The 21,160-nt window shown below is 60.7% G+C and carries 4 protein-coding genes; 1 reads left to right on the top strand and 3 read right to left on the bottom strand.

Annotation, left to right across the window (positions count from 1 at the left end):
- The first annotated feature begins 6 nt into the window (after positions 1-6).
- Entirely contained in the window at positions 7-1,203 is a 1,197-nt protein-coding gene (gene prpF / locus RA167_RS12545; protein ID WP_076787952.1) for a 2-methylaconitate cis-trans isomerase PrpF, read from the top strand.
- Between the two features lie 249 nt (positions 1,204-1,452).
- Here prpF and RA167_RS12540 read toward each other — a convergent pair whose 3' ends face one another.
- The 3 genes from RA167_RS12540 to RA167_RS12530 all read right to left on the bottom strand — a co-directional run bounded on the left by RA167_RS12540 (position 1,453) and on the right by RA167_RS12530 (position 21,053).
- Positions 1,453-1,950 (bottom strand): hypothetical protein, encoded by a 498-nt coding sequence (locus tag RA167_RS12540; protein ID WP_076787948.1) that lies wholly within the window; start codon positions 1,948-1,950, stop codon positions 1,453-1,455.
- Positions 1,951-2,509: 559 nt separating this feature from the next.
- Positions 2,510-19,198 carry a non-ribosomal peptide synthetase gene (locus tag RA167_RS12535; protein WP_076787945.1) on the bottom strand — a complete coding sequence of 5,563 codons (16,689 nt, stop codon included), beginning with the start codon at positions 19,196-19,198 and terminating at the stop codon, positions 2,510-2,512.
- A gap of 1,144 nt (positions 19,199-20,342) precedes the next feature.
- Complete coding sequence (locus tag RA167_RS12530) at positions 20,343-21,053, bottom strand: pyridoxal-dependent decarboxylase (RefSeq protein ID WP_076787943.1); 711 nt, start codon at positions 21,051-21,053, stop codon at positions 20,343-20,345.
- Positions 21,054-21,160 lie beyond the last annotated feature (107 nt).

The raw sequence follows: 21,160 nt of genomic DNA, 5'->3' as shown, positions 1-21,160 counted from the left end.
ACGCTGATGGTTCACTCATCCCAAATCAAGATCCCCGCCACCTACATGCGCGGCGGGACCAGCAAGGGCATATTCTTCCGGCTACAGGACCTGCCCGGCGCCGCGCAGCAGCCCGGTGCGGTGCGTGACGCGTTGCTGCTGCGCGTGATCGGCAGTCCCGACCCGTACGGCAAGCAGATCGACGGCATGGGCGGGGCCACGTCGAGCACCAGCAAGACCGTGATTCTGTCCCGCAGTGAGCGCCCCGACCATGACGTGGACTATTTGTTCGGACAAGTAGCAATCGACCGCCCGTTCGTCGACTGGAGCGGCAACTGCGGCAACCTGTCGGCAGCCGTCGGACCGTTTGCAATCAGCAACGGCCTGGTCGACGCGTTGCGCATCCCGCGCGACGGTATCGCCACCGTACGGATTTGGCAGGCAAATATTGGCAAGACCATCATCGCGCATGTGCCAATCGTAAACGGCGCGGTGCAGGAGACCGGTGACTTCGAACTGGATGGCGTAACCTTCCCGGCCGCGGAAGTGCCGCTCGAGTTCATGGACCCATCCGCCGGCGACGAAGACGGCGGCTCGATGTTTCCAACCGGCAACCTCGTGGACAAACTGGACATTCCGGGTATCGGCATACTGCAAGCAACGATGATCAATGCCGGCATCCCGACGATCTTTGTCGAGGCCGAGGCGCTCGGCTACCACGGCACGGAGTTGCAAGACGTGATCAACGACGACGCAGACGCGTTGACCAGGCTCGAGACCGTCCGCGCCCATGGCGCACTGCACATGGGGCTCATCTCGTCTATTGACGAGATCGCGACGCAACAGCACACGCCGAAGCTGGCGTTCGTGGCTCGACCAGCCGACTACGTCGCGTCCAATGGCAAGCCGGTCGCGGCGTCTGACATCGACCTGCTGGTGCGCGCGATGTCGATGGGCAAGCTGCATCACGCGATGATGGGCACTGCTGCCGTCGCGATCGGCGCGGCGGCAGCCGTGCCCGGCACGCTGGTCAACCGCGCGGCAGGCGGCGGCGAGCGCCACGCGGTGCGCTTCGGGCATCCGTCCGGCACGCTGCGCGTTGGCGCCGAAGCGAGCTGCGTCAACGGCGAATGGGTCGTAACTAAGGCGTTGATGAGCCGCAGCGCACGCGTGCTCATGGAAGGCTCGGTGCGCGTACCGGCCGATACGCTGCTGCTGCGCTAGTGCGGCGCAGGCCTGTCCGGATCATGCGCCGGTGGGCTGCCAGGCGGCACGGGCTCCTGATCGCTCTGCGGCGCTCGACGAAGGCCGACGCGGCACCCGTAGGCAAGCCGCGCTCGAATAATTGGGTTAACGACACTGGCCATGCCGCTCGCGCTGGCAGCGGTGATCGCTGGCAGCGGCGGTATCACGCCGCGCCGGCGCGCGCTGAATGCCAGCCCGGATGTCAACCTGCCGGCGGCTCGGGATACGTCAACGTTGCGCGTCGCAGAAGATCGCCGTCACGAATGGACCGACATGGTGGACGATCGCCGGACTGCCAGCGTGTTCGACACGGGTCTTGACCCGCTGGGTGGCCCCCATTACCACGACGCCATAGGCTGAGTCGCCAATGGGTTTGCTCCGGCCTTGCCGGAACAAGGGATCGTCCTTCTGGTAGCCGACGACTGCGATCACCGAAAACCCGAAAGCGCGCAAGTCCGCGCCGCGTACCGGAAAAAACGCATTGACCGAGTTGTCTTCGACGCGTGATGCCTTTGGGCCGATCAAGCCCTCGTCCACCAACGGCGCAATGAAATCATGGGCACGCAACTGGCACGCTAGCGCATCATCGAGCGAGCGGCTGGCCATGCGCGTGCCATCGGCCGCGTCCGCGCAAGCCTGTCCACACAACGCGGCGAAGGCCATGCCGGCGAATATGATGCGATAGCCGAGTAAGCGCATGATTCCGATCAGTGAAGTAGTGCGCATGCCACGCGTCCATAAAGGTGTGCAGTTTACTCGAACCAATACCTTACCGCATCGCGCCCGCCAGTGTAGCGACACAACGCACCGAAGCAGGTTCACAGCGGCGCGTCGTAGACGTACGGGGTCGTGTCCGGCCCCCATGCACCGGCACGAGCCACTACGCGCTGCTGCACGGGTTCACTGACTGCCACACCTCGCAGCGGGCCCCCTTGAGCCGAACGAGCGAGGCTATTCTCGCCACACGCTCCGGCAAGCGGAGAAACGCAAAATCGATCTCGCTGCTCCAAACGCTGGCCTGCCCTTGTCTCACGCAAAGTCATTCTCACGCAAAGTCATTTTGACTTACCCTGGTTGAAACCGGTTGCTTGCAAAAACGCGCCGGGGGACAGCACCGCCTTACAACCTGCCCGACGTTCAAGTGTACCGCCATTCGCAGTTTCGCTACGCCTGGGACCATTTGTGTCGGATGCACGTATGCACGGCAAAGTCGCGGTCGCTCCTCTGTGTGAGCGACACGACACGCACCTTGACCAATTTCACCGCCTCGGCTTTAAGTGCGTTGCTAAACCGCTTTATCTTCTTTATTCACTCCTTGGGCTTGCTGGCTCTCCCATTTGTCTAGCTTACAAGCTAGGATGGAAGCAATCGCGGCCGTGGGCTCTGGCTTAAGCATTTCTCCATGACTACAGTGAACGTCATGAACCTCTATCTTCCCTAGCACATACGGTTTCCACTCGTCAAGCGTGACGAGCGGTTCATATCCAGCCTCTGCTACCGTGGCTCGGAACAATAGCGCATCCCCGCCATACTGTGATGGAGAATAATCTCTTACGATACGCACATTATTCTTTGCGATTTCCTCAGTGTTTTCCAATAAACGCTCATCCATCGCCGAAACTAATTCGTTGCCATAGTGGGCGGCGAGCACCTCTCTCACCATCGCCTGGTCAAATTGATTTCCTTGCTCTTCGAAAGCTTTGCCCGCAAAAGGGGAGCTATCTAGTAACGCCAGCAACGCCACTTTTCCGCCTTGGTGTTCGAGTCGAACAGCCATGCTATGCGCCACATTGCCGCCGAGGCTCCATCCTAATAAGCAGTAAGGCCCTTTGGGCTGAACACGGCGCATTTGCTCAAGATAGTCTGACACCATCTCGTCAAGAGTAGACGCAATCGGGCTTGTTCCATCGAACCCGCGAGCCTGCAAGCCATAAAGAGGCTGATCCGGGGGAAGGTAACTGGACAGACCCATATAGCTCCAGCTCAGACCCAATCCGGGATGAATGCAGAAAAGAGCAGGACGGCTGCCTGTGGGCTTAAGAGGAAGTAGAACGGAAAACGAGTCTCCTTGCATCCCGTCATGCTGAACTAAATGACGTGCTAAGCCTGCGAGGGTGGGTGCCTCAAACAGCGTACGAATAGCAAGGTCAACCCCTAACGCTGTGCGTACACGACTGATCAGGCGCATGGCCAGCAGCGAGTGGCCCCCGAGTGCAAAGAAGCTGTCGTGCCGACCCACACGTTCGACACTCAATAGCTCGGCCCAGATCGCCGCGAGCGTCGCCTCAAGCTCGCCTTGTGGTGCTTCATACGCTTGATACGCCAGCGCCTCGTCATCCGGTGCAGGCAGCGCACGCCGATCAAGCTTGCCGTTGGGCGTCAGCGGCCATGCGTCGAGCCGCACAAACGCACTGGGCACCATGTACTCCGGCAACGCCGCACTCACATGCGCACGCAAGGTGCCCACTAAAGCTTCGTTGGGCTCGGCCACTACATACGCCACCAACCGTTTGTCTTGTCCTCCGCCTGTTGTCACCACCACCGTATCACGCACCTGCGGGTGCGCCGTTAAGCACGCTGCGATCTCGCCCGGTTCAATCCGAAAGCCGCGGATCTTCACTTGCTCATCGTTGCGACCCACAAACTCCAGATTGCCGTCCGGTCGGTAACGTGCCAAATCTCCGGTCTTATACAGCCGTGCACCCGCTTCATCGGAGAACGGATCGGGCACAAAGCGCTCAGCAGTCAACTCCGGGCGGTTCAGGTAGCCCCGTGCTACCCCCGCGCCACCAATATACAATTCGCCGACCGCACCCAGTGGCACCGGCTGGCCGTGCGCGTCAAGTAAATAAACGCGTGTGTTCGCAATCGGCCGGCCAATCGGGATGCTGGCGTTTGTTTCCGGCACGGACGTGATCTTGTAAGTCGTCGCAAACGTGGTGCTCTCGGTCGGACCATAACCGTTGATCAGCTGCTCAGGAGGTGACTCGCGCATCACTTGCGCAACCCACCTCGCATCCAACACGTCTCCTCCAACAATCAATGCCTTCAGTTGAGAGAAGGCCGTGTCCACTTGTGTGACCATCTGATTGAACAAGCCAACGGTGAGCCACAAGATGCTGATGCGCTGTTCGCGCAAAGTGTGCGCAAACGCAGCGGGCATCAGCACCGTGTCATGATCGATCACCACAACGGTGGCGCCATTTAACAGCGGTGCCCATACTTCAAACGTGCTCGCATCGAAAGCCGGGTTCGCTGCGAACGCCACACGATCACCAGCGCTAATGTCAACATAGCCATTGTTGATGACCAGTCGCGCAATCGCATGATGCGGCACCATCACGCCCTTGGGCGTGCCGGTCGAGCCCGACGTATAGATCACATACGCCAGATGCCGAGCCGTCAGTCCCGCCACCGACGGATTCGTGTCCGGTAACGCCGGCAGGGTCGCTGGATCGAGCACCGTACACTCGGCCAGCGCCGCCTCGCCCAACGCAGCGCGCCCGGCTGCATCCGCCAGCACAATGCTGGGTGCCGCATCGGCAAGAATGTGCGCCAAGCGCTCGCCTGGGTAGCTCGGGTCCAGCGGCACATACGCACCCCCGGCCTTTAAAATCGCCAGCAGCCCCACGACCAGCGCGGCACTGCGCTGCACGCAGATCGCTACCCGGGTCTCTGGCCTGACACCCCACTCAATCAGCTGGTGTGCCAAACGATTGGCTTGTGCGTTTAGCTGTGCATAGCTCAGTGTCTGCGCTTCAAACACCAGCGCCGGCGCCTCGGGCGTGCGCTCGACCTGCGCTTCAAATAGCTGGTGCACACACCAGTGCGACGGATATGCCTGCTGCGTTGCATTCCACGTGTCAAGCAGCAACTGACGCTCGTCCGGTGACAGCAACTCAAGCGTGGCCACCGGCTGCTGCGGACAAGCCACCATGGCACGCAACATCGTCTGTAAATACCCGACGTGCCACTCAATTGTGGATCGCTCGAACAGCGCCGTCGCATATCCTAAGCTGCCGATGATCTCGTCACCTACCTCAGATAAGTTCAGCTCAAGATCGAACTTGGCTATGTCATACTCCAGCTCAGCTGGCGTGGCCGTGAGCCCGGGTAGACGCCACTCGCCTGGTTCATTGTTCTGCCACGCGAACATCACTTGAAACAACGGCGTATGATTCAATCGACGCGGCGGCTGCACAACTTCGACCACTTGCTCGAACGGCAGATCTTGATGCGCTTGCGCGTCCAACGTCGTGCGCCGCACGCGCGCGAGCAGCTCTGCGATATCAGGTTCGCCCGACAAATCCACGCGCAACGCCAGCGTATTAACAAAAAAACCAATCAACGGCTCGATCTGGCGATGGTTACGATTAGCACTCGGTGTGCCGATGACCACGTCGTGCTGGCCTGACAGGCGCGCGAGTACCGCACTCCATGCGGCAAGCACCGTCATAAATAGCGTCGTGCCATACTCCGCGCTTAAGCGCTTGAGCGCGCGCGTCGTGGCCGCATCAATGTGCACTGGCACCTGCGCGCCGGCAAACGACTGTTGTGCCGGGCGCGGCCGGTCGGTCGGCAGTGCCAGCAGCACAGGTGCGTCGGCCAGCGTCGCGCGCCAATAGTCGCTTTGCGCCTGCAGCCGCTCGCCCGTGAGCCACTGCCGTTGCCACGCTGCATAGTCCGGATACTGAACCGCCAGCGGCGGCAACGGATCGGCTTGCGCCCCGACGCTCGCCGCGTACAGTGCACTCAACTCGCGCGCGAACACCCCGATTGACCAGCCATCCGACACAATATGGTGCTGTGTGAGCAGCATCACGTACTCGTCATCGGCCACTTGAATGCCGCACGCGTGGATCAACGGGCCGCGCGCCAGATCGAACGGCGCGTGCGCGACTTCGTGACGCAAGCGGGCCAGTTTCGCCGGCGCGTTTGGTACGCCGCGCAGATCATGCCAGCGCAGCGGCACGCCCGTGTCTGCCGGCAGCAATTGCACCTGCGGCTGACCGTCAACGCTCACAAACGTCGAGCGCAGCGCTTCATGACGCGCGAACAGCGCATCCAATGCCTGTTGCCAGGCCGCTCGATCAAGCGACCCGCGCACATGCAGCGCCAGCGGAATATGATACGTGTCACTAACCCCATCGAGCTGCGCGAGGAACCACAGCCGCTGCTGCGCGAACGACAGCGGCAAACCGCCTTCGCGCGACACCGGCGTGATATCGGGCAGTGCATCGGTGCCTTGCTGCAAGTGGGCGTCGAGCGCCGCGGCAAACGCCGCCAACGTTGGCGTCGCGAACAAGGTCGCCAGCGGCACGTCGGCACCGAGCATTCTCACCCGGTTCATCAACCGCACCGCGAGCAGCGAGTGGCCCCCGAGCGCAAAGAAGCTGTCGTGCCGACCGACCTGCTTCACACCCAATAGCTCGGCCCAGATCGCCGCGAGTGTCGTCTCGAGCTCACCTTGGGGCGCTTCATACGCTTGATGCGCGAGCGCCGCATCATCCGGTGCGGGCAACGCTCGGCGATCGAGCTTGCCGTTCGGTGTCAGCGGAAACGCATCGAGCCGCACGAACGCACTGGGCACCATATACTCAGGCAGGCCCGCCGCCACCTGCGCGCGCAGTGTGCTCGCGAGTTGCTCGTCCGCTTCGGCCTGCACATACGCCACCAGCCGCTTATCCGTGCCCTCACCGGTTGCTACCACCACCGCATCACGCACCTGCGGGTGCGCCGTTAAGCACGTTGCGATCTCGCCCGGTTCAATCCGAAAGCCGCGGACCTTCACTTGGTCATCGTTGCGACCCACAAACTCCAGATTGCCGTCCGGTCGGTAACGTGCCAAATCTCCGGTCTTATACAGCCGTGCACCCGCTTCATCGGAGAACGGATCGGGCACAAAGCGCTCAGCGGTCAACTCCGGGCGGTTCAGATAGCCCCGAGCGACGCCTGCGCCACCAATATACAATTCGCCGACCGCACCCAGTGGCACCGGCTGGCCGTGCGCGTCAAGTAAATAAACGCGTGTGTTCGCAATCGGCCGGCCAATCGGGATGCTGGCGTTTGTTTCCGGAACGGATGTGATCTTGTAAGTCGTCGCAAACGTAGTGCTTTCGGTCGGACCATAACCGTTGATCAGCTGCTCAGGAGGTGACCCGCGCATCACTTGCGCAACCCACCTCGCATCCAACACGTCTCCTCCGACAATTAATGCCTTCAGTTGAGAGAAGGCCGTGCCTACCTGTGCGGCCATCTGGTTGAACAAGCCAACGGTGAACCACAAGATGCTAATGCGCTGTTCGCGCAAAGTGTGCGCAAACGCAGCGGGCATCAGCACCGTGTCATGATCGATCACCACAACGGTGGCGCCATTTAACAGCGGTGCCCACACTTCAAACGTGCTCGCGTCGAACGCCGGGTTCGCTGCGAATGCCACACGATCATCGGTGCGAATGTCAACAAAGTCACTATTAATGACCAGCCGCGCAATCGCATGATGTGGCACCATCACGCCCTTCGGGGTGCCGGTTGAGCCCGACGTATAAATCACATACGCCAAATGCCGGGCCGTCAGTCCCACCACCGATGGATTGGTGTCCGGTAATGCCGGCAGGGTGGCCGGATCAAGCACCGTGCAGGACGCGAGTGCCGCCTCGCCCAACGCAGCGCGCCCGGTCGCATCGGCGAGCACAATGCTCGGTACCGCATCGGCGAGGATGTGCGCCAAGCGCTCACTCGGATACGCCGGATCCAGCGGCACATACGCACCGCCAGCCTTTAAGATCGCCAGCATGCCCACAACCAGCGCCGGCGAGAGCTCGACGCAGATTGCCACCCGTGCATCGGGCTTGACGCCCAACTCGATCAACTGGTGCGCGAGGCGATTAGCTTGTGAATTGAGCTGCGCATAACTGAACGTTTGGTTCTCAAACACCAGCGCCGTCGCCTCAGGCGTGCGCTCGACCTGCGCCTCGAATAGCTGGTGCACGCACCAGTTCGACGGATACGCCTGCTGCGTCGCGTTCCACGTGTTAAGCAGCAACTCGCGCTCCGCCTCGGGCAGCACCTGCAGCTGCTGCACTGCGGTGTCGGGTGCCGCTTCGAGCGCGTCGGCCAAGCTGTGCAGCGCCTGCTGCATATACACGCATACTCGCTCCGGCTCCAGCGACGGCACACTCTGGGCCGTTAGCCCCAACGACTGCCCATCATCGTCCACTAACAGCCCGATGGGGTAATTAGTGCGCTCCTGCGCGCTCAACAGTTCCACACCCGGTAGCCTGCTGCACTCATCCGAGCCCATTGCATTGTGCCGGTAATTAAGCAGCGCACTAAAAAGCGGTGTACCGGCCGGCACGCCGCTGCAGCGCTGCGCGAGCGCCAGCGACGCATGCTCATGTTCCAACAGTGCGGCCAAGCGCGCGTGCGTGCTCCGCACACACGCCTGCACACTGCCGTCTAGGTCTACACGCAGCGGCAGCGTATTAATAAAGAGCCCCATCGCGCAATCGGCACCCTCACCCGCCTGCATCCGCCCGAACAGCACGGTGCCAAACACTACACGTTGTTGGCCACTCGCGCGGGCAAGCACCTGCGCCCATGCCAGATGGCATAGGCTCGCTAAGCTCACGCCTAGCCGCTTTGCCTGTACACGCAGCCGATCGTTCAACGCCGACGGCAACATCCGGTGTGCCTCGCTCACGTCACGACCGTCATGCTGTACCTGCGCGAGCCCAAACGGCAAGGTCGGCTCCTCAATGTCCGCAAGCTGCCCAGTGAAGAAGCGCTCGTGCTCAGCTTGACTCACGCCTAGCCTGGCTTGCGCGACCAGATGGCGAAACGGCTGCGCCGGCGGCAGCATGTCGCCTCGTCCGTCGATGAATGCGCGCACCTGCGCGTGCATCACCTCCAGCGTTGAGTGATCGATAATCAGATGGTGCAGCCGCTGCATGAGCAGCCAGCGGCCCTCATTGTCTTGTGCGATCGCACAGTGCAGCAGCGGCGCTTGCGTCAGATCCAGCCGCGTGTGGCGCGGATCAAAGCGCCGCGCCAATTGCTCGGCAACCGGCCCGTCCGCAGCGTCCAACGTCAGCTCGGTGACCGGCAACCGTGCGTGGCGCCACACCACTTGCGCGGGCATGGACACGCCTTCCCACACGAACGCGGTGCGCAAAATATCGTGGCGATCGATCACCTGCTGCAGCGCGTGCAGATACTGGTCAAGCCGCTCACGACTGTCGAAAGCCAGCTGCGCCATCAGCAGATACGGATCGCCGTCGCGCGCGAGTAGATGGTGAAACAGCAGGCCATCTTGCAGCGGCGACAGGGCATAGATGTCCTGGATATTGGCTACGCCACCGGGCACCTGCTTGACAATCTTGTCAATGTCCGCTTGCGTCAGCTCAATGAGCGACAGCATCGATGGCGTAATTTCAGTCGTGTCGGGCGTGATCACGTTGGGCGGCACCACCACGTCACAATGCTGACCCAACGACTGGGCCAGCGCGCTAAGCACCGGCGTGTCGAATAGCGCGCGCACGGATAACCCGACTCCCCGACGCCGCAGACGCTCGATCAACCGCACCGCCAGCAGCGAGTGGCCCCCGAGCGCAAAGAAGCTGTCGTGCCGGCCCACACATTCGACACCCAATAGCTCGGCCCAGATCGACGCCAGCGTCGTCTCGAGCTCGCCTTGCGGCGCTTCATACGCTTGATGCGCCAGCGAGTCGTCATCCGGTGCGGGCAGCACACGCCGATCAAGCTTGCCGTTGGACGTCAAGGGCCACGCATCGAGTCGCACAAACGCGCTGGGCACCATATACTCAGGCAGCCTCGCCGCCACCTGCGCGCGCAGCGTGCTCGCTAACGCGTCATAGGGATCGGCCACCACATACGCGACCAGCCGTTTATCCTGACCTTCGCCCAACGCCAGCACCACCGCATCACGCACTTGCGGGTGCGCCGTTAAGCACGCTTCAATCTCACCCGGTTCAATCCGAAAGCCGCGGATCTTCACTTGCTCATCGTTACGGCCCAAGAACTCCAGATTGCCGTCCGGTCGATAACGCGCCACATCCCCGGTCTTATATAGCCGTGCACCCGCGTCCTCTGAGAACGGATCCGGTACAAAGCGCTCAGCGGTCAGCTCCGGACGGTTTAGATAGCCCCGTGCGACGCCTGCGCCACCAATATACAGCTCGCCGACCGCACCCAGCGGCACCGGCTGCCCATGCGCGTCCAGCAGATAGATCGTCAGGTCCGGAATCCGTATGCCCACCGGACTGCCCGCTTGTTCGCTGTCTTGCTGCCGAAGCGGCCGATACGTCACATGCACGGTCGCTTCGGTAATCCCATACATGTTGACCAATTGCGGATGACGCTCGTCGTGCGCCGCATACCACGCCTGTAAGAGCGTCGGCTCCAGCGCCTCCCCGCCCAAGATCACATAGCGCAATTGATCTGACAAGGCGCGGTGTGCGAGGCTGGCCATCAACGCCTTAAACGCACTGGGGGTCTGATTTAAGACGGTGACACCCTGCTCACAGATCAACTGGTAAAAAGCGTCGGCAGAGCGAGCAATGGAATGAGGCACGATGACCAGTTTGCCGCCATAACGCAGTGCACCCCACAGCTCCCAGACCGAGAAATCGAACGCAAACGAGTGAAACAGGCACCAAGTATCATGTTCGTTAAAGTCATACCATGGTTGCGTCGCCTCGAACAGCCGCACCACTTGCGCATGTTCGACCATCACGCCCTTGGGCGTGCCGGTCGAGCCCGACGTATAAATCACATACGCCAGATGCCGGGCCGTCAGCGCGGCCACCGACGGATTCGTGTCTGGCAACGCCGGCACGGTGGCCGGATCGAGCACCGTGCACTCGGCCAGCGCCGCCTCACCCAACGCAGCACGCCCAGCCGCATCCGCCAGCACCATGTTCGGTGCCGCATCCGCCAGAATGTGCGTCAAGCGCTCGCCTGGGTAACTCGGATCCAGCGGCACATAAACGCCGCCAGCCTTTAAGATCGCCAGCAGCCCCATGACCAGCGCTGGCGAGCGCTCGACGCAGATTGCCACGCGCGCATCGGGCTTGACGCCTAACCCGATCAACTGGTGCGCAAGGCGGTTGGCCTGTGCGTTCAGCTGCGCATAACTGAACGTTTGGCCCTCAAACACCAGCGCCGTCGCCTCAGGCGTGCGCTCAACCTGCGCCTCGAATAGCTGATGCACGCACCAGTTCGACGGATACGCCTGCTGCGTCGCGTTCCACGTGTTAAGCAGCAACTCGCGCTCCGCCTCGGGCAGCACCTGCAACTGCTGCACTGCGGTGTCGGGCGTCGTCTCGAGCGCGTCGGCCAAGCTGTGCAGCGCCTGCTGCATATACGCGCACACTCGCTCAGGCTCCAGCGACGGCACGCTTTGGGCCGTTAGCCCCAACGACTGCCCATCGTCGTCCACCGACAGTGTCAGCGGGTAATGGGTGCGCTCCTGCGCGCTCAACAGTTCCACACCCGGTAGCCCCCTGCGCTCATCCGAGTCCATCGCATTGTGCCGGTAATTGAGCAGCGCACTAAAAAGCGGCGTGTCCGCCGGCACGCCACTGCAGCGCTGCGCGAGCGCCAGCGATGCATGCTCATGTTCCAACAGCGCGGCCAAGCGCGCGTGCGTGCTCCGCACACACGTCCGCACACTGCCGTCTAGGTCTACACGCAGCGGCAGCGTATTAATAAAGAGCCCCATCGCACGATCAGCACCCTCACCCGCCTGCATGCGTCCAAACAGCACGGTGCCCAACACCACGCGTTGTTGCCCACTCGCGCGGGCGAGCACCTGTGCCCACGCCAGATGGCATAGGCTCGCCAAACTCACGCCTAGGCGCCGCGCGTGCGCACGCAGCCGATCGTTCAACGCTTGAGGCAGCATCCGGTGTGACTCGCTCACGTCACTGCCGTCGTGCTGTACCTGCGCGAGCCCAAACGGCAAGGTCGGCTCCACGTCCGCGAGCAGCTCAGTGAAAAAGCGCGTATGCTCGGCTTCACTCACGCCTAGCCTGGCTTGCGCGACCAGATGGCGGAACGGCTGCGCCGGCGGCAAGGTGTCGCCTCGCCCCTCGATGAATGCGCGCACCTCCGCGTGCATCACCTCCAGCGTTGAGTGATCGCCAATCAAATGGTGCAGCCGCTGCGTGAGCAGCCAGCGACCCTTGCGATCCTGGGCGATCGCACAGTGCAGCAGCGGCGCTTGCGTCAGATCCAAGCGCGTGTGACGCGGATCAAAGCGCCACGCTAATTGCTCCGCGATTGGCCCGTCCGCAGCGTCCAACGTCAACTCGGTGACCGGCAGCCGAGCGTGGCGCCACACCACTTGCGCGGGCATCGACACGCCTTCCCACACGAACGCGGTACGCAAAATATCGTGGCGATCGATCACCTGCTGCAGCGCGTGCAGATACTGGTCAAGCCGCTCACGACTGTCGAAAGCCAGCTGCACCATCAGCAGATATGGATCGCCGTCGCGCGCGAGTAGATGGTGAAACAGCAGGCCGTCTTGCAGCGGCGACAGTGCATAAATGTCTTGGATATTGGCTACGCCACCGGGCACCTGCTTGGCGATCCGATCAATGTCCGCTTGCGTCAGCTCAATGAGCGGCAACATCGACGGCGTAATCGCAGTGGTGTCGGGTGTGATCACGTTGGGCACCACCACCACTTCGCAATGCTGGCCCAACAACTGGGCCAGCGCGCTGAGCACCGGCGTGTCGAACAGCGCCCGCACGGATAACCCGACTCCCCGACACCGCAGGCGCTCAATGAGCTGCACCGCGAGCAGCGAGTGGCCCCCGAGCGCAAAGAAGCTGTCGTGCCGGCCCACACGTTCGACACCCAATAGCTCCGCCCAGATCGTCGCGAGCGTTGTCTCGAGCTCGCCTTGCGGCGCTTCATACGCTTGATGCGCCAGCGAGTCGTCATCCGGTGCGGGCAGTGCACGCCGATCAAGCTTGCCATTGGGCGTCAGCGGCCACGCGTCGAGCCGCACGAACGCACTGGGAATCATATACTCAGGCAGGCGAGCCAAGACGTGTGCCCGCAAGGTACTGACTAAGGCTTCATCGGGTTGGGCCACCACATATGCGACCAGACGTTTATCCTGACCTTCGCCTGTTGCCAACACCACCGCATCGCGCACCCGCGGGTGCGCCGTTAAGCACGCTTCGATCTCTCCCGGTTCAATCCGAAAGCCGCGGATCTTCACTTGCTTATCGTTGCGTCCCAAAAACGCCAGATTGCCGTCCGGTAAATACCGCGCCACATCTCCGGTCTTATACAGCCGCGCACCCGCTTCATCTGAGAACGGATCCGGCACAAAGCGCTCAGCGGTCAGCGCCGGGCGGTTTAGATAGCCACGGGCCACCCCCGCGCCACCAATATACAACTCACCGACCGCACCCAGTGGCACTGGCTGGCCATGCGCGTCAAGCAGATAAACGCGCGTGTTCGCTATCGGCCGGCCGATGCTCTCAATCCATGTCTCACCACGCTGCATCGGCCGCCACGTCGAATAGGTAGTGCTCTCCGAAGGTCCATAAAGGTTACAGAGACGCTGGATGGGCGTTTGCTCGAAGATTTGCTCAATGAAGCGCGCTGTCAGCGGCTCACCTGCTAGGTTCATCGTGGTGGCCGAAGATAAGTTAGCCCGATGCGCCAGCAGGGACTGCAACGCAGAAGGCACCGTATTAATCAGTGACACAGGCTGCGTCTGATGCATTAGCGCCAATGCGTCCTTGACCAAGTGAACGGTCGAGCCTTGCGCGAGCGGCACAAAGCACTCATAGACGGACAAATCAAAACTGATTGAGGTAGCAAATAGCGTATGCTGCGTCTCCAAGGGCGTAAAGGTTTGCACTGCCCAGCACAAGAAATTGACGGTTTGGGCATGTTCGACCATCACGCCCTTTGGGGTGCCGGTCGAGCCCGACGTGTAGATCACATACGCCAGATGCCGGGCCGTCAGACCCGCCACCGACGGATTCGTGTCCGGCAACGCCGGCAGCGTAGTCGGATCGAGCACTGTGCACTCGGCCAGCGCCGCCTCGCCCAACGCAGCGCGCCCGGCCGCATCCGCCAGCACAATGCTCGGTGCCGCGTCGGCAAGAATGTGCGCCAAGCGCTCGCCTGGGTAACTCGGATCGAGCGGCACATACGCGCCACCCGCTTTCAAAATCGCCAGCAGCCCCACGACCAGCGCGGCACTGCGCTGCACGCAGATCGCTACCCGGGTCTCTGGCCTGACACCCCACTCAATCAGCTGGTGTGCCAAACGATTGGCTTGTGCGTTTAGCTGTGCATAGCTCAGTGTCTGCGCTTCAAACACCAGCGCCGGCGCCTCGGGCGTGCGCTCGACCTGCGCTTCGAATAGCTGGTGCACACACCGATGTGCCGGATACGCCTGCTGCGTCGCGTTCCACGTGTTAAGCAGCAACTGGCGCTCGGCCGGGGACAACAATTCAAGCGTTGCGACCAGCTGCTGGGGGCAAGCCACCATGGCGCGTAACATCGTCTGCAGATATCCAACGTGCCGCTCAATCGTGGATCGCTCGAACAGCGCCGTCGCATACCCTAAGCGGCCGATGATTTCGTCACCTGCCTCAGATAAGTTCAGCTCAAGATCGAACTTGGCTATGTCATACTCCAGCTCAGCTGGCGTGGCCGTGAGCCCGGGTAGACGCCACTCGCCTGGTTCATTGTTCTGCCACGCCAACATCACTTGAAACAACGGCGTATGATTCAATTGACGCGGCGGCTGCACAACTTCGACCACTTGCTCGAACGGCAGATCTTGATGCGCTTGCGCGTCCAACGTCGTGCGCCGCACGCGCGCGAGCAGCTCTGCGATATCAGGTTCGCCCGACAAATCCACGCGCAACGCCAGCGTATTAACAAAAAAACCAATTAACGGCTCGATCTGGCGATGGTGACGATTAGCGCTGGGCGTGCCGATGACCACGTCGTGCTGGCCCGACAGGCGCGCGAGTACCGCGCTCCATGCGGCAAGCACCGTCATAAATAGCGTCGTGCCATGCTCACCGCTCAAGCGCTTCAGTGCACGCGTGGTTTGCACATCGATCTGCACCGGCACGTGTGCGCCGGCAAACGACTGTTGTGCCGGGCGCGGCCGGTCGGTCGGCAGTGCCAGCAGCACCGGCGCGTCAGCCAGCGTCGCGCGCCAATAGTCGCTTTGCGCCTGCAGCCGCTCGCCCGAGAGCCACTGTCGCTGCCACGCTGCATAATCCGGATACTGAACTGCCAATGGCGGCAACGGATCCGGTTGGCTTCTACAGGCGGCCATGTATAGCGCATTCAATTCCCGCACCAGCACCCCGATCGACCAGCCGTCCGATACGATATGGTGTTGCGTCAGTACTAGCACGTACTCGTCGTCGGCCAACCGAATGCCACACGCACGCAGCAGCGGCCCGTGTGCCAGATCGAACGGCGCGTGCGCAGCTTCATGACTCAAGCGTGCCAGTTGCGCCTGCGCGTACGGCACCCCGCGCAGATCATGCCAGCGCAGCGGCACGCCCCTATCCGCCGGCAGCAATTGCACCTGCGGCTGACCCTCGACGCTCACAAACGTCGAGCGCAGCGCTTCATGACGCGCGAACAGCGCATCCAATGCCTGTTGCCAGGCCGCTCGATCAAGCGGCCCGCGCACATGCAGCGCCAGCGGAATATGATACGTGTCGCTCCCCCCATCGAGCTGTGCGAGGAACCACAGCCGCTGCTGGGCGAACGACAGCGGCAAATTGCCCTCCCGCGGCACCGGCGTGATCTCGGGCAACGCATCGGTGCCTTGTTGCAAATGGACTTCGAGCGCCGCGGCAAACGCCGCCAACGTGGGCGTCGCGAACAAGGCGGCCAGTGGCACATCGGCACCCAGCGCACTGACCCGATTCATCAACCGCACCGCCAGCAGCGAGTGGCCCCCGAGCGCAAAGAAGCTGTCGTGCCGGCCCACACATTCGACACCCAATAGCTCGGCCCAGATCGACGCCAGCGTCGTCTCGAGCTCGCCTTGCGGCGCTTCATACGCTTGATGCGCCAGCGAGTCGTCATCCGGTGCGGGCAGCACACGCCGATCAAGCTTGCCGTTGGACGTCAAGGGCCACGCATCGAGTCGCACAAACGCGCTGGGCACCATATACTCAGGCAGCCTCGCCGCCACCTGCGCGCGCAGCGTGCTCGCTAACGCGTCATAGGGATCGGCCACCACATACGCGACCAGCCGTTTATCCTGACCTTCGCCCAACGCCAGCACCACCGCATCACGCACTTGCGGGTGCGCCGTTAAGCACGCTTCGATCTCACCCGGTTCAATCCGAAAGCCGCGGATCTTCACTTGCTCATCGTTGCGACCCAAATACTCCAGATTGCCGTCCGGTCGATAACGCGCCACATCCCCGGTCTTATACAGCCGCGCATCCGCTTCATCGGAGAACGGATCCGGCACAAAGCGCTCAGCGGTTAACTCCGGGCGGTTCAGGTAGCCACGCGCGACGCCTACGCCACCGATGTACAGTTCACCGACCGCACCGAGCGGCACCGGCCGCCCGTACGCATCGAGCAGATAAATCTTCAGGTCTGGGATCCGTACGCCAATCGGATTACCCGCTTGCTTACTGTCCTGTTGTCGAAGTGGCCGATACGTCACATGCACGGTCGCTTCGGTAAGCCCATACATGTTGACCAATTGCGGATGATGCTCGTCGTGCGTCGCATACCACGCCTGTAAGAGCGTCGGCTCTAGCGCCTCCCCGCCCAAGATCACATAGCGTAATTGATCCGATAAAGCGCTATGTGCTTGGCTAGCCATCAACGCCTTAAACGCACTGGGGGTCTGATTTAAGACGGTGACACCCTGCTCACAGAGCAACTGGTAAAAAGCGTCGGCAGAGCGAGCAATCGAATGGGGCACGATGACAAGCTTGCCGCCATAACGCAGTGCACCCCACAGCTCCCAGACCGAGAAATCGAACGCAAACGAGTGAAACAGGCACCAAGTATCATGCTCGTTAAAGCCATACCACGGTTGCGTCGCCTCGAACAGCCGCACCACTTGCGCATGTTCGACCATCACGCCCTTGGGCGTCCCGGTCGAGCCCGACGTATAGATCACATACGCCAGATGCCGGGCCGTTAGGCCCGCCACTGATGGATTGGTGTCCGGTAATGCCGGCAGGGTAGCCGGATTGAGCACCGTGCACTCAGCCAGCGCCGCGTCGCCCAATGCAGCGCGCCCAGTCGCATCCGCGAGCACCATGTTCAGTGCCGCATCAGCGAGGATATGCGCCAAGCGCTCACTCGGATAGCTCGGATCCAGCGGCACATAAGCGCCACCCGCTTTTAAAATCGCCAACAACCCCACGACCAGCGCGGCACTACGCTGCACGCAGATCGCCACCCGGGTGTCTGGCTTGACACCCAGGCCAATCAGCTGGTGTGCCAAGCGATTGGCTTGTGCGTTCAGCTGCGCATAGCTCAACGTTTGGTCTTCATAGACCAGCGCCGGCGCTTCGGGCGTGCGCTCAACCTGTGCTTCGAATAGCTGGTGCATGCACACGTGCGATGGATACGCCTGCTGCGGCGCATTCCATTCGACTAGCAGCCGATGCCGCTCGTCAGCGTCGAGCAGATCGATGCTGTCAATCGGTTGCGTAGCATCGGCAGCGAGCACCTGCATGAACCGGATAAACCGGCGCTGATGCGCGTCGAGCATCTCCGCAGTGTAGCAAGCAGGATTGGCATCAAAGTCGATCCGTAATTGACGGCTATTGGATGTCCAATAGACATTGAGCATCAGATCCTCAACCGGACCCGCGAGCAGATTATGGTTCGTCGATGAATGCCCGCCAAACGACAGCGCGTAGTCAAACGGCATCACGTTGATCTTGATGCCGAATAGTAACTGCCCGGGCGGCAGACCAAGTAGACGCCGCAGTGCTTCGCTCGGGTAGCGTTGGTGCCGCAGCCCGCTTTGCATCGCCTGCGCGGCCTGCTGCATGAATGACGACAGGTTCATCCCTGGTTGTATTGTGAGCCGCAGTGGCAATGTATTGGACTTCATACTAGGAATATGCCGGTCTGCACCGAAGCGGGCCTTGACCGGAAGACCCAATACGACGTCTTGCTCACCCGTGAATCGATAAAGATACGCGGCCATCGCCGCCGTCATAAACTGCGTTAGCCGAGAAGCGTCCGACGCAGTGTCACCCAGCGCCTGGGTGGCCAGGTAAGTCGTCTGACGCAACCGCTGCTGTAAAGCCGGAGCGGCACGGTTGGCCAGTGTCGCAGGCTCAGACCAATTGGCGCAGTGCTTGAGCCAATACGCTTCGTCCTTCTCCCGCTGCGCGGAGGTCTGATACTGTGCATCGCTTTCTAACAACGTCAGCACCGAGCCCAACGTATAGGACGCGGGCTCATTCCCAGCACACAGCGCGCTATACACGTATGCAACGCGTTGCGCGATCAGGTACTGGCCATAGCCATCCATCATGATATGGTGATAGCGCTGATACCAAAACCACTGCTCGGGCGCGACTTTCAACAATGCATACTGGAAAAGCGATCCCTGCACTAGATCCACCGTCTGTTCATAATCGGTGCGCATCCACGCCTGGGCCGCTGCCTGAGGATCGGCTTGTGCCGTAAGATCCAGAACCGGCACTGACCATGCAGGTACACCGATCCTCTGCCGCAACCCGTCATCGCTATCGACAAATTGCAAGCGCAAACTGTCGGCCTCATCGATCACCTGACGCAATGCCGCTTCAAAAATGACCGGCTCTATCGCGCCTTCGATCACCGTGTACTGCGCAATGTTATAGACGGGGCTATCTGGGTGCAGCTGCTGCGCGAGCCAGATTTCGGTTTGCGCACTGGATAACGGCTGGGTAACGGGCGTGACGCTAGCATCCATAACAAAGCTCCAACTCAGGCGACCAAGCAGCCTGTTAATTAATAGATTTACTAATTAATATCAATGCCGCACTCAGAATCTCTCGTTGTTCTTCAGGAACCACTCCGGCTTTTATGACACGTCGCGTGTAATCCTTAACCATTTACTGCGGCGATCAGGGTCATTTATCGGCACGCGTCAGTGCGCCGTTCGTATCACTTGGCTGACCAGTGACCGCGCCACGGTCAGTTTATGTCAAGCTTTAGTGGAAACACCAGGCATAACGCGCGTGAAGCTGCGCGAGAATTGACACTACAGTGGGCCAAGCAAGACAGTTAAAAAGAACAGAGCAAGCCAGTGCGTCGCACAGGCGCGGCGTCATTGGGCTCAGAGCTGGGATACTTCTTCACCGTTCCCTCCAGACATCACTTTTATTAAGCCATACGGCTACGGCAACGCACCTGTTCCCTGACCCATCAGCTCGACGCTCACTGCTTCGCATATCGCAAGCACTGTGCCCAGCTACCAAGAGCCGCGATAAAAATTCAGCCAATTACCCCGTCTAACAGCTATCTAAAAAACTATAGGGGCCCGTCACATAGTGTAAGCAAGCATCTTACCTTTACTTAAAACGACAGATCTTGAACGAATGAAACAATACATTAAAATTTGCAACCAAAGACCACATGATCGCCATACGAGATGGATGAAGTATGGTTTAATGGCGTGTCTAGGTCACCGTTCATGACCAGAAGGGTAAGGCTAAGCGGATACCATTGAAACTTCGATATCGCCGCGCATGACCGTACTACCGCCAATGGACAAGCATCGTCGGTATCCCGCCCTGGCGTTGACAGAGATTCACGCCCTTGAACGAGCAGCACCCACAGTAAGCGCATTAAACTGAAGCCAGCCACCCATTTGCCTGTCACGTCTCGCAAGCAGGCTGTCGAAAGACTCGACGGGTATGCCTTACGATGAAAAAACTGAAGCGTTCCACCCGGTCCTAAAATTGGGCTGCAAGGCACACCGTTACGCACGGCAGAGCGGCTGCCTAATCTCATTTCGGCACATATAACTGCCCGGCTATTAAAATGATCTTTACTAGATCAAACAAAAATAGTTCAAATAATGCTTGCTGATATATTTGGCAATGTCTTTTCAGTTAACTTGCCCATAGGACGTGCGGTGTTTCTGATACTGTGTCACCCAGGCGGGATCTTCGGGACACAGTAGCGAACGACGAGTTCATAGTGTTAATTTTGCGGCGCTGCAGGTCACACACGACCGCGCGCAATGCGTCAATGCGGATTCGGTCCGCTGCATCCACAGGAATTCGGATCAGGTAATCGCAACCGATCTCAAGCACATCCGCGGCCTTGCGCAACGAATAGTGCCCGCGCTCCGATACAAGAATAGCGAGCCCGTCGTAGCCGTAATGGCGAAGCGCCTGCATGAGCCCGACACGGTTGACCCCGGCAAAGCCAGCTCGGGGACGCAGTAGATTATTGCGGCTCGCCCATAGCGCGGTGAGATTGGCCACCGTGCCGCCCGAGCAGAATCCACCGAGCGCATGATCGCCGCTATGCAGCCATCTTCGATAAAATGCATCGTCCTGACCAAAAACCAGCTTGTGCAGCATCCCGATGACCTGGCGCTCAAGCGCCGTCATCGCAGCAGAGGTTTCTAGCTTCACGACATTTTGGTTTAGCGCGGTCAGCACCTTCGCGAGCGACGGTAAAAACGACGGTAGCGATGAGGTCATGTGTCCGACGAAGGTCGGCGATGCGACCGGCATGACGCGACTGAACACGTCGGCAAGCAAGTGTACGGCGTGTTCGTCAGGCAACGCCGTTGTCTCAGGAAGATCGACCATCGAGAACGTCGTTTCGGCATCGGCATGCGCACCACCCGGTTTGAACCGGTTGCTTGCAAAAAACGCGGCTGGTGCTGCGCAATCAGCTGCTCAAGCCACACGAATTC

This window comes from Mycetohabitans endofungorum (genome assembly GCF_037477895.1).
Classification (GTDB): Bacteria; Pseudomonadota; Gammaproteobacteria; order Burkholderiales; family Burkholderiaceae; genus Mycetohabitans.
Note: the sequence above shows the minus strand (reverse complement) of the source record. Positions and strands in the feature narration are given on the sequence as shown.

Excerpts from the sequence above, each read along its gene's own strand:
- RA167_RS12530 (WP_076787943.1), bottom strand. The coding sequence starts at position 21,053 with ATGGTCGATCTTCCTGAGACAACGGCGTTGCCTGACGAACACGCCGTA.
- RA167_RS12540 (WP_076787948.1), bottom strand. The coding sequence starts at position 1,950 with ATGCGCACTACTTCACTGATCGGAATCATGCGCTTACTCGGCTATCGC.
- RA167_RS12535 (WP_076787945.1), bottom strand. The coding sequence starts at position 19,198 with ATGGATGCTAGCGTCACGCCCGTTACCCAGCCGTTATCCAGTGCGCAA.
- prpF (WP_076787952.1), top strand. The coding sequence starts at position 7 with ATGGTTCACTCATCCCAAATCAAGATCCCCGCCACCTACATGCGCGGC.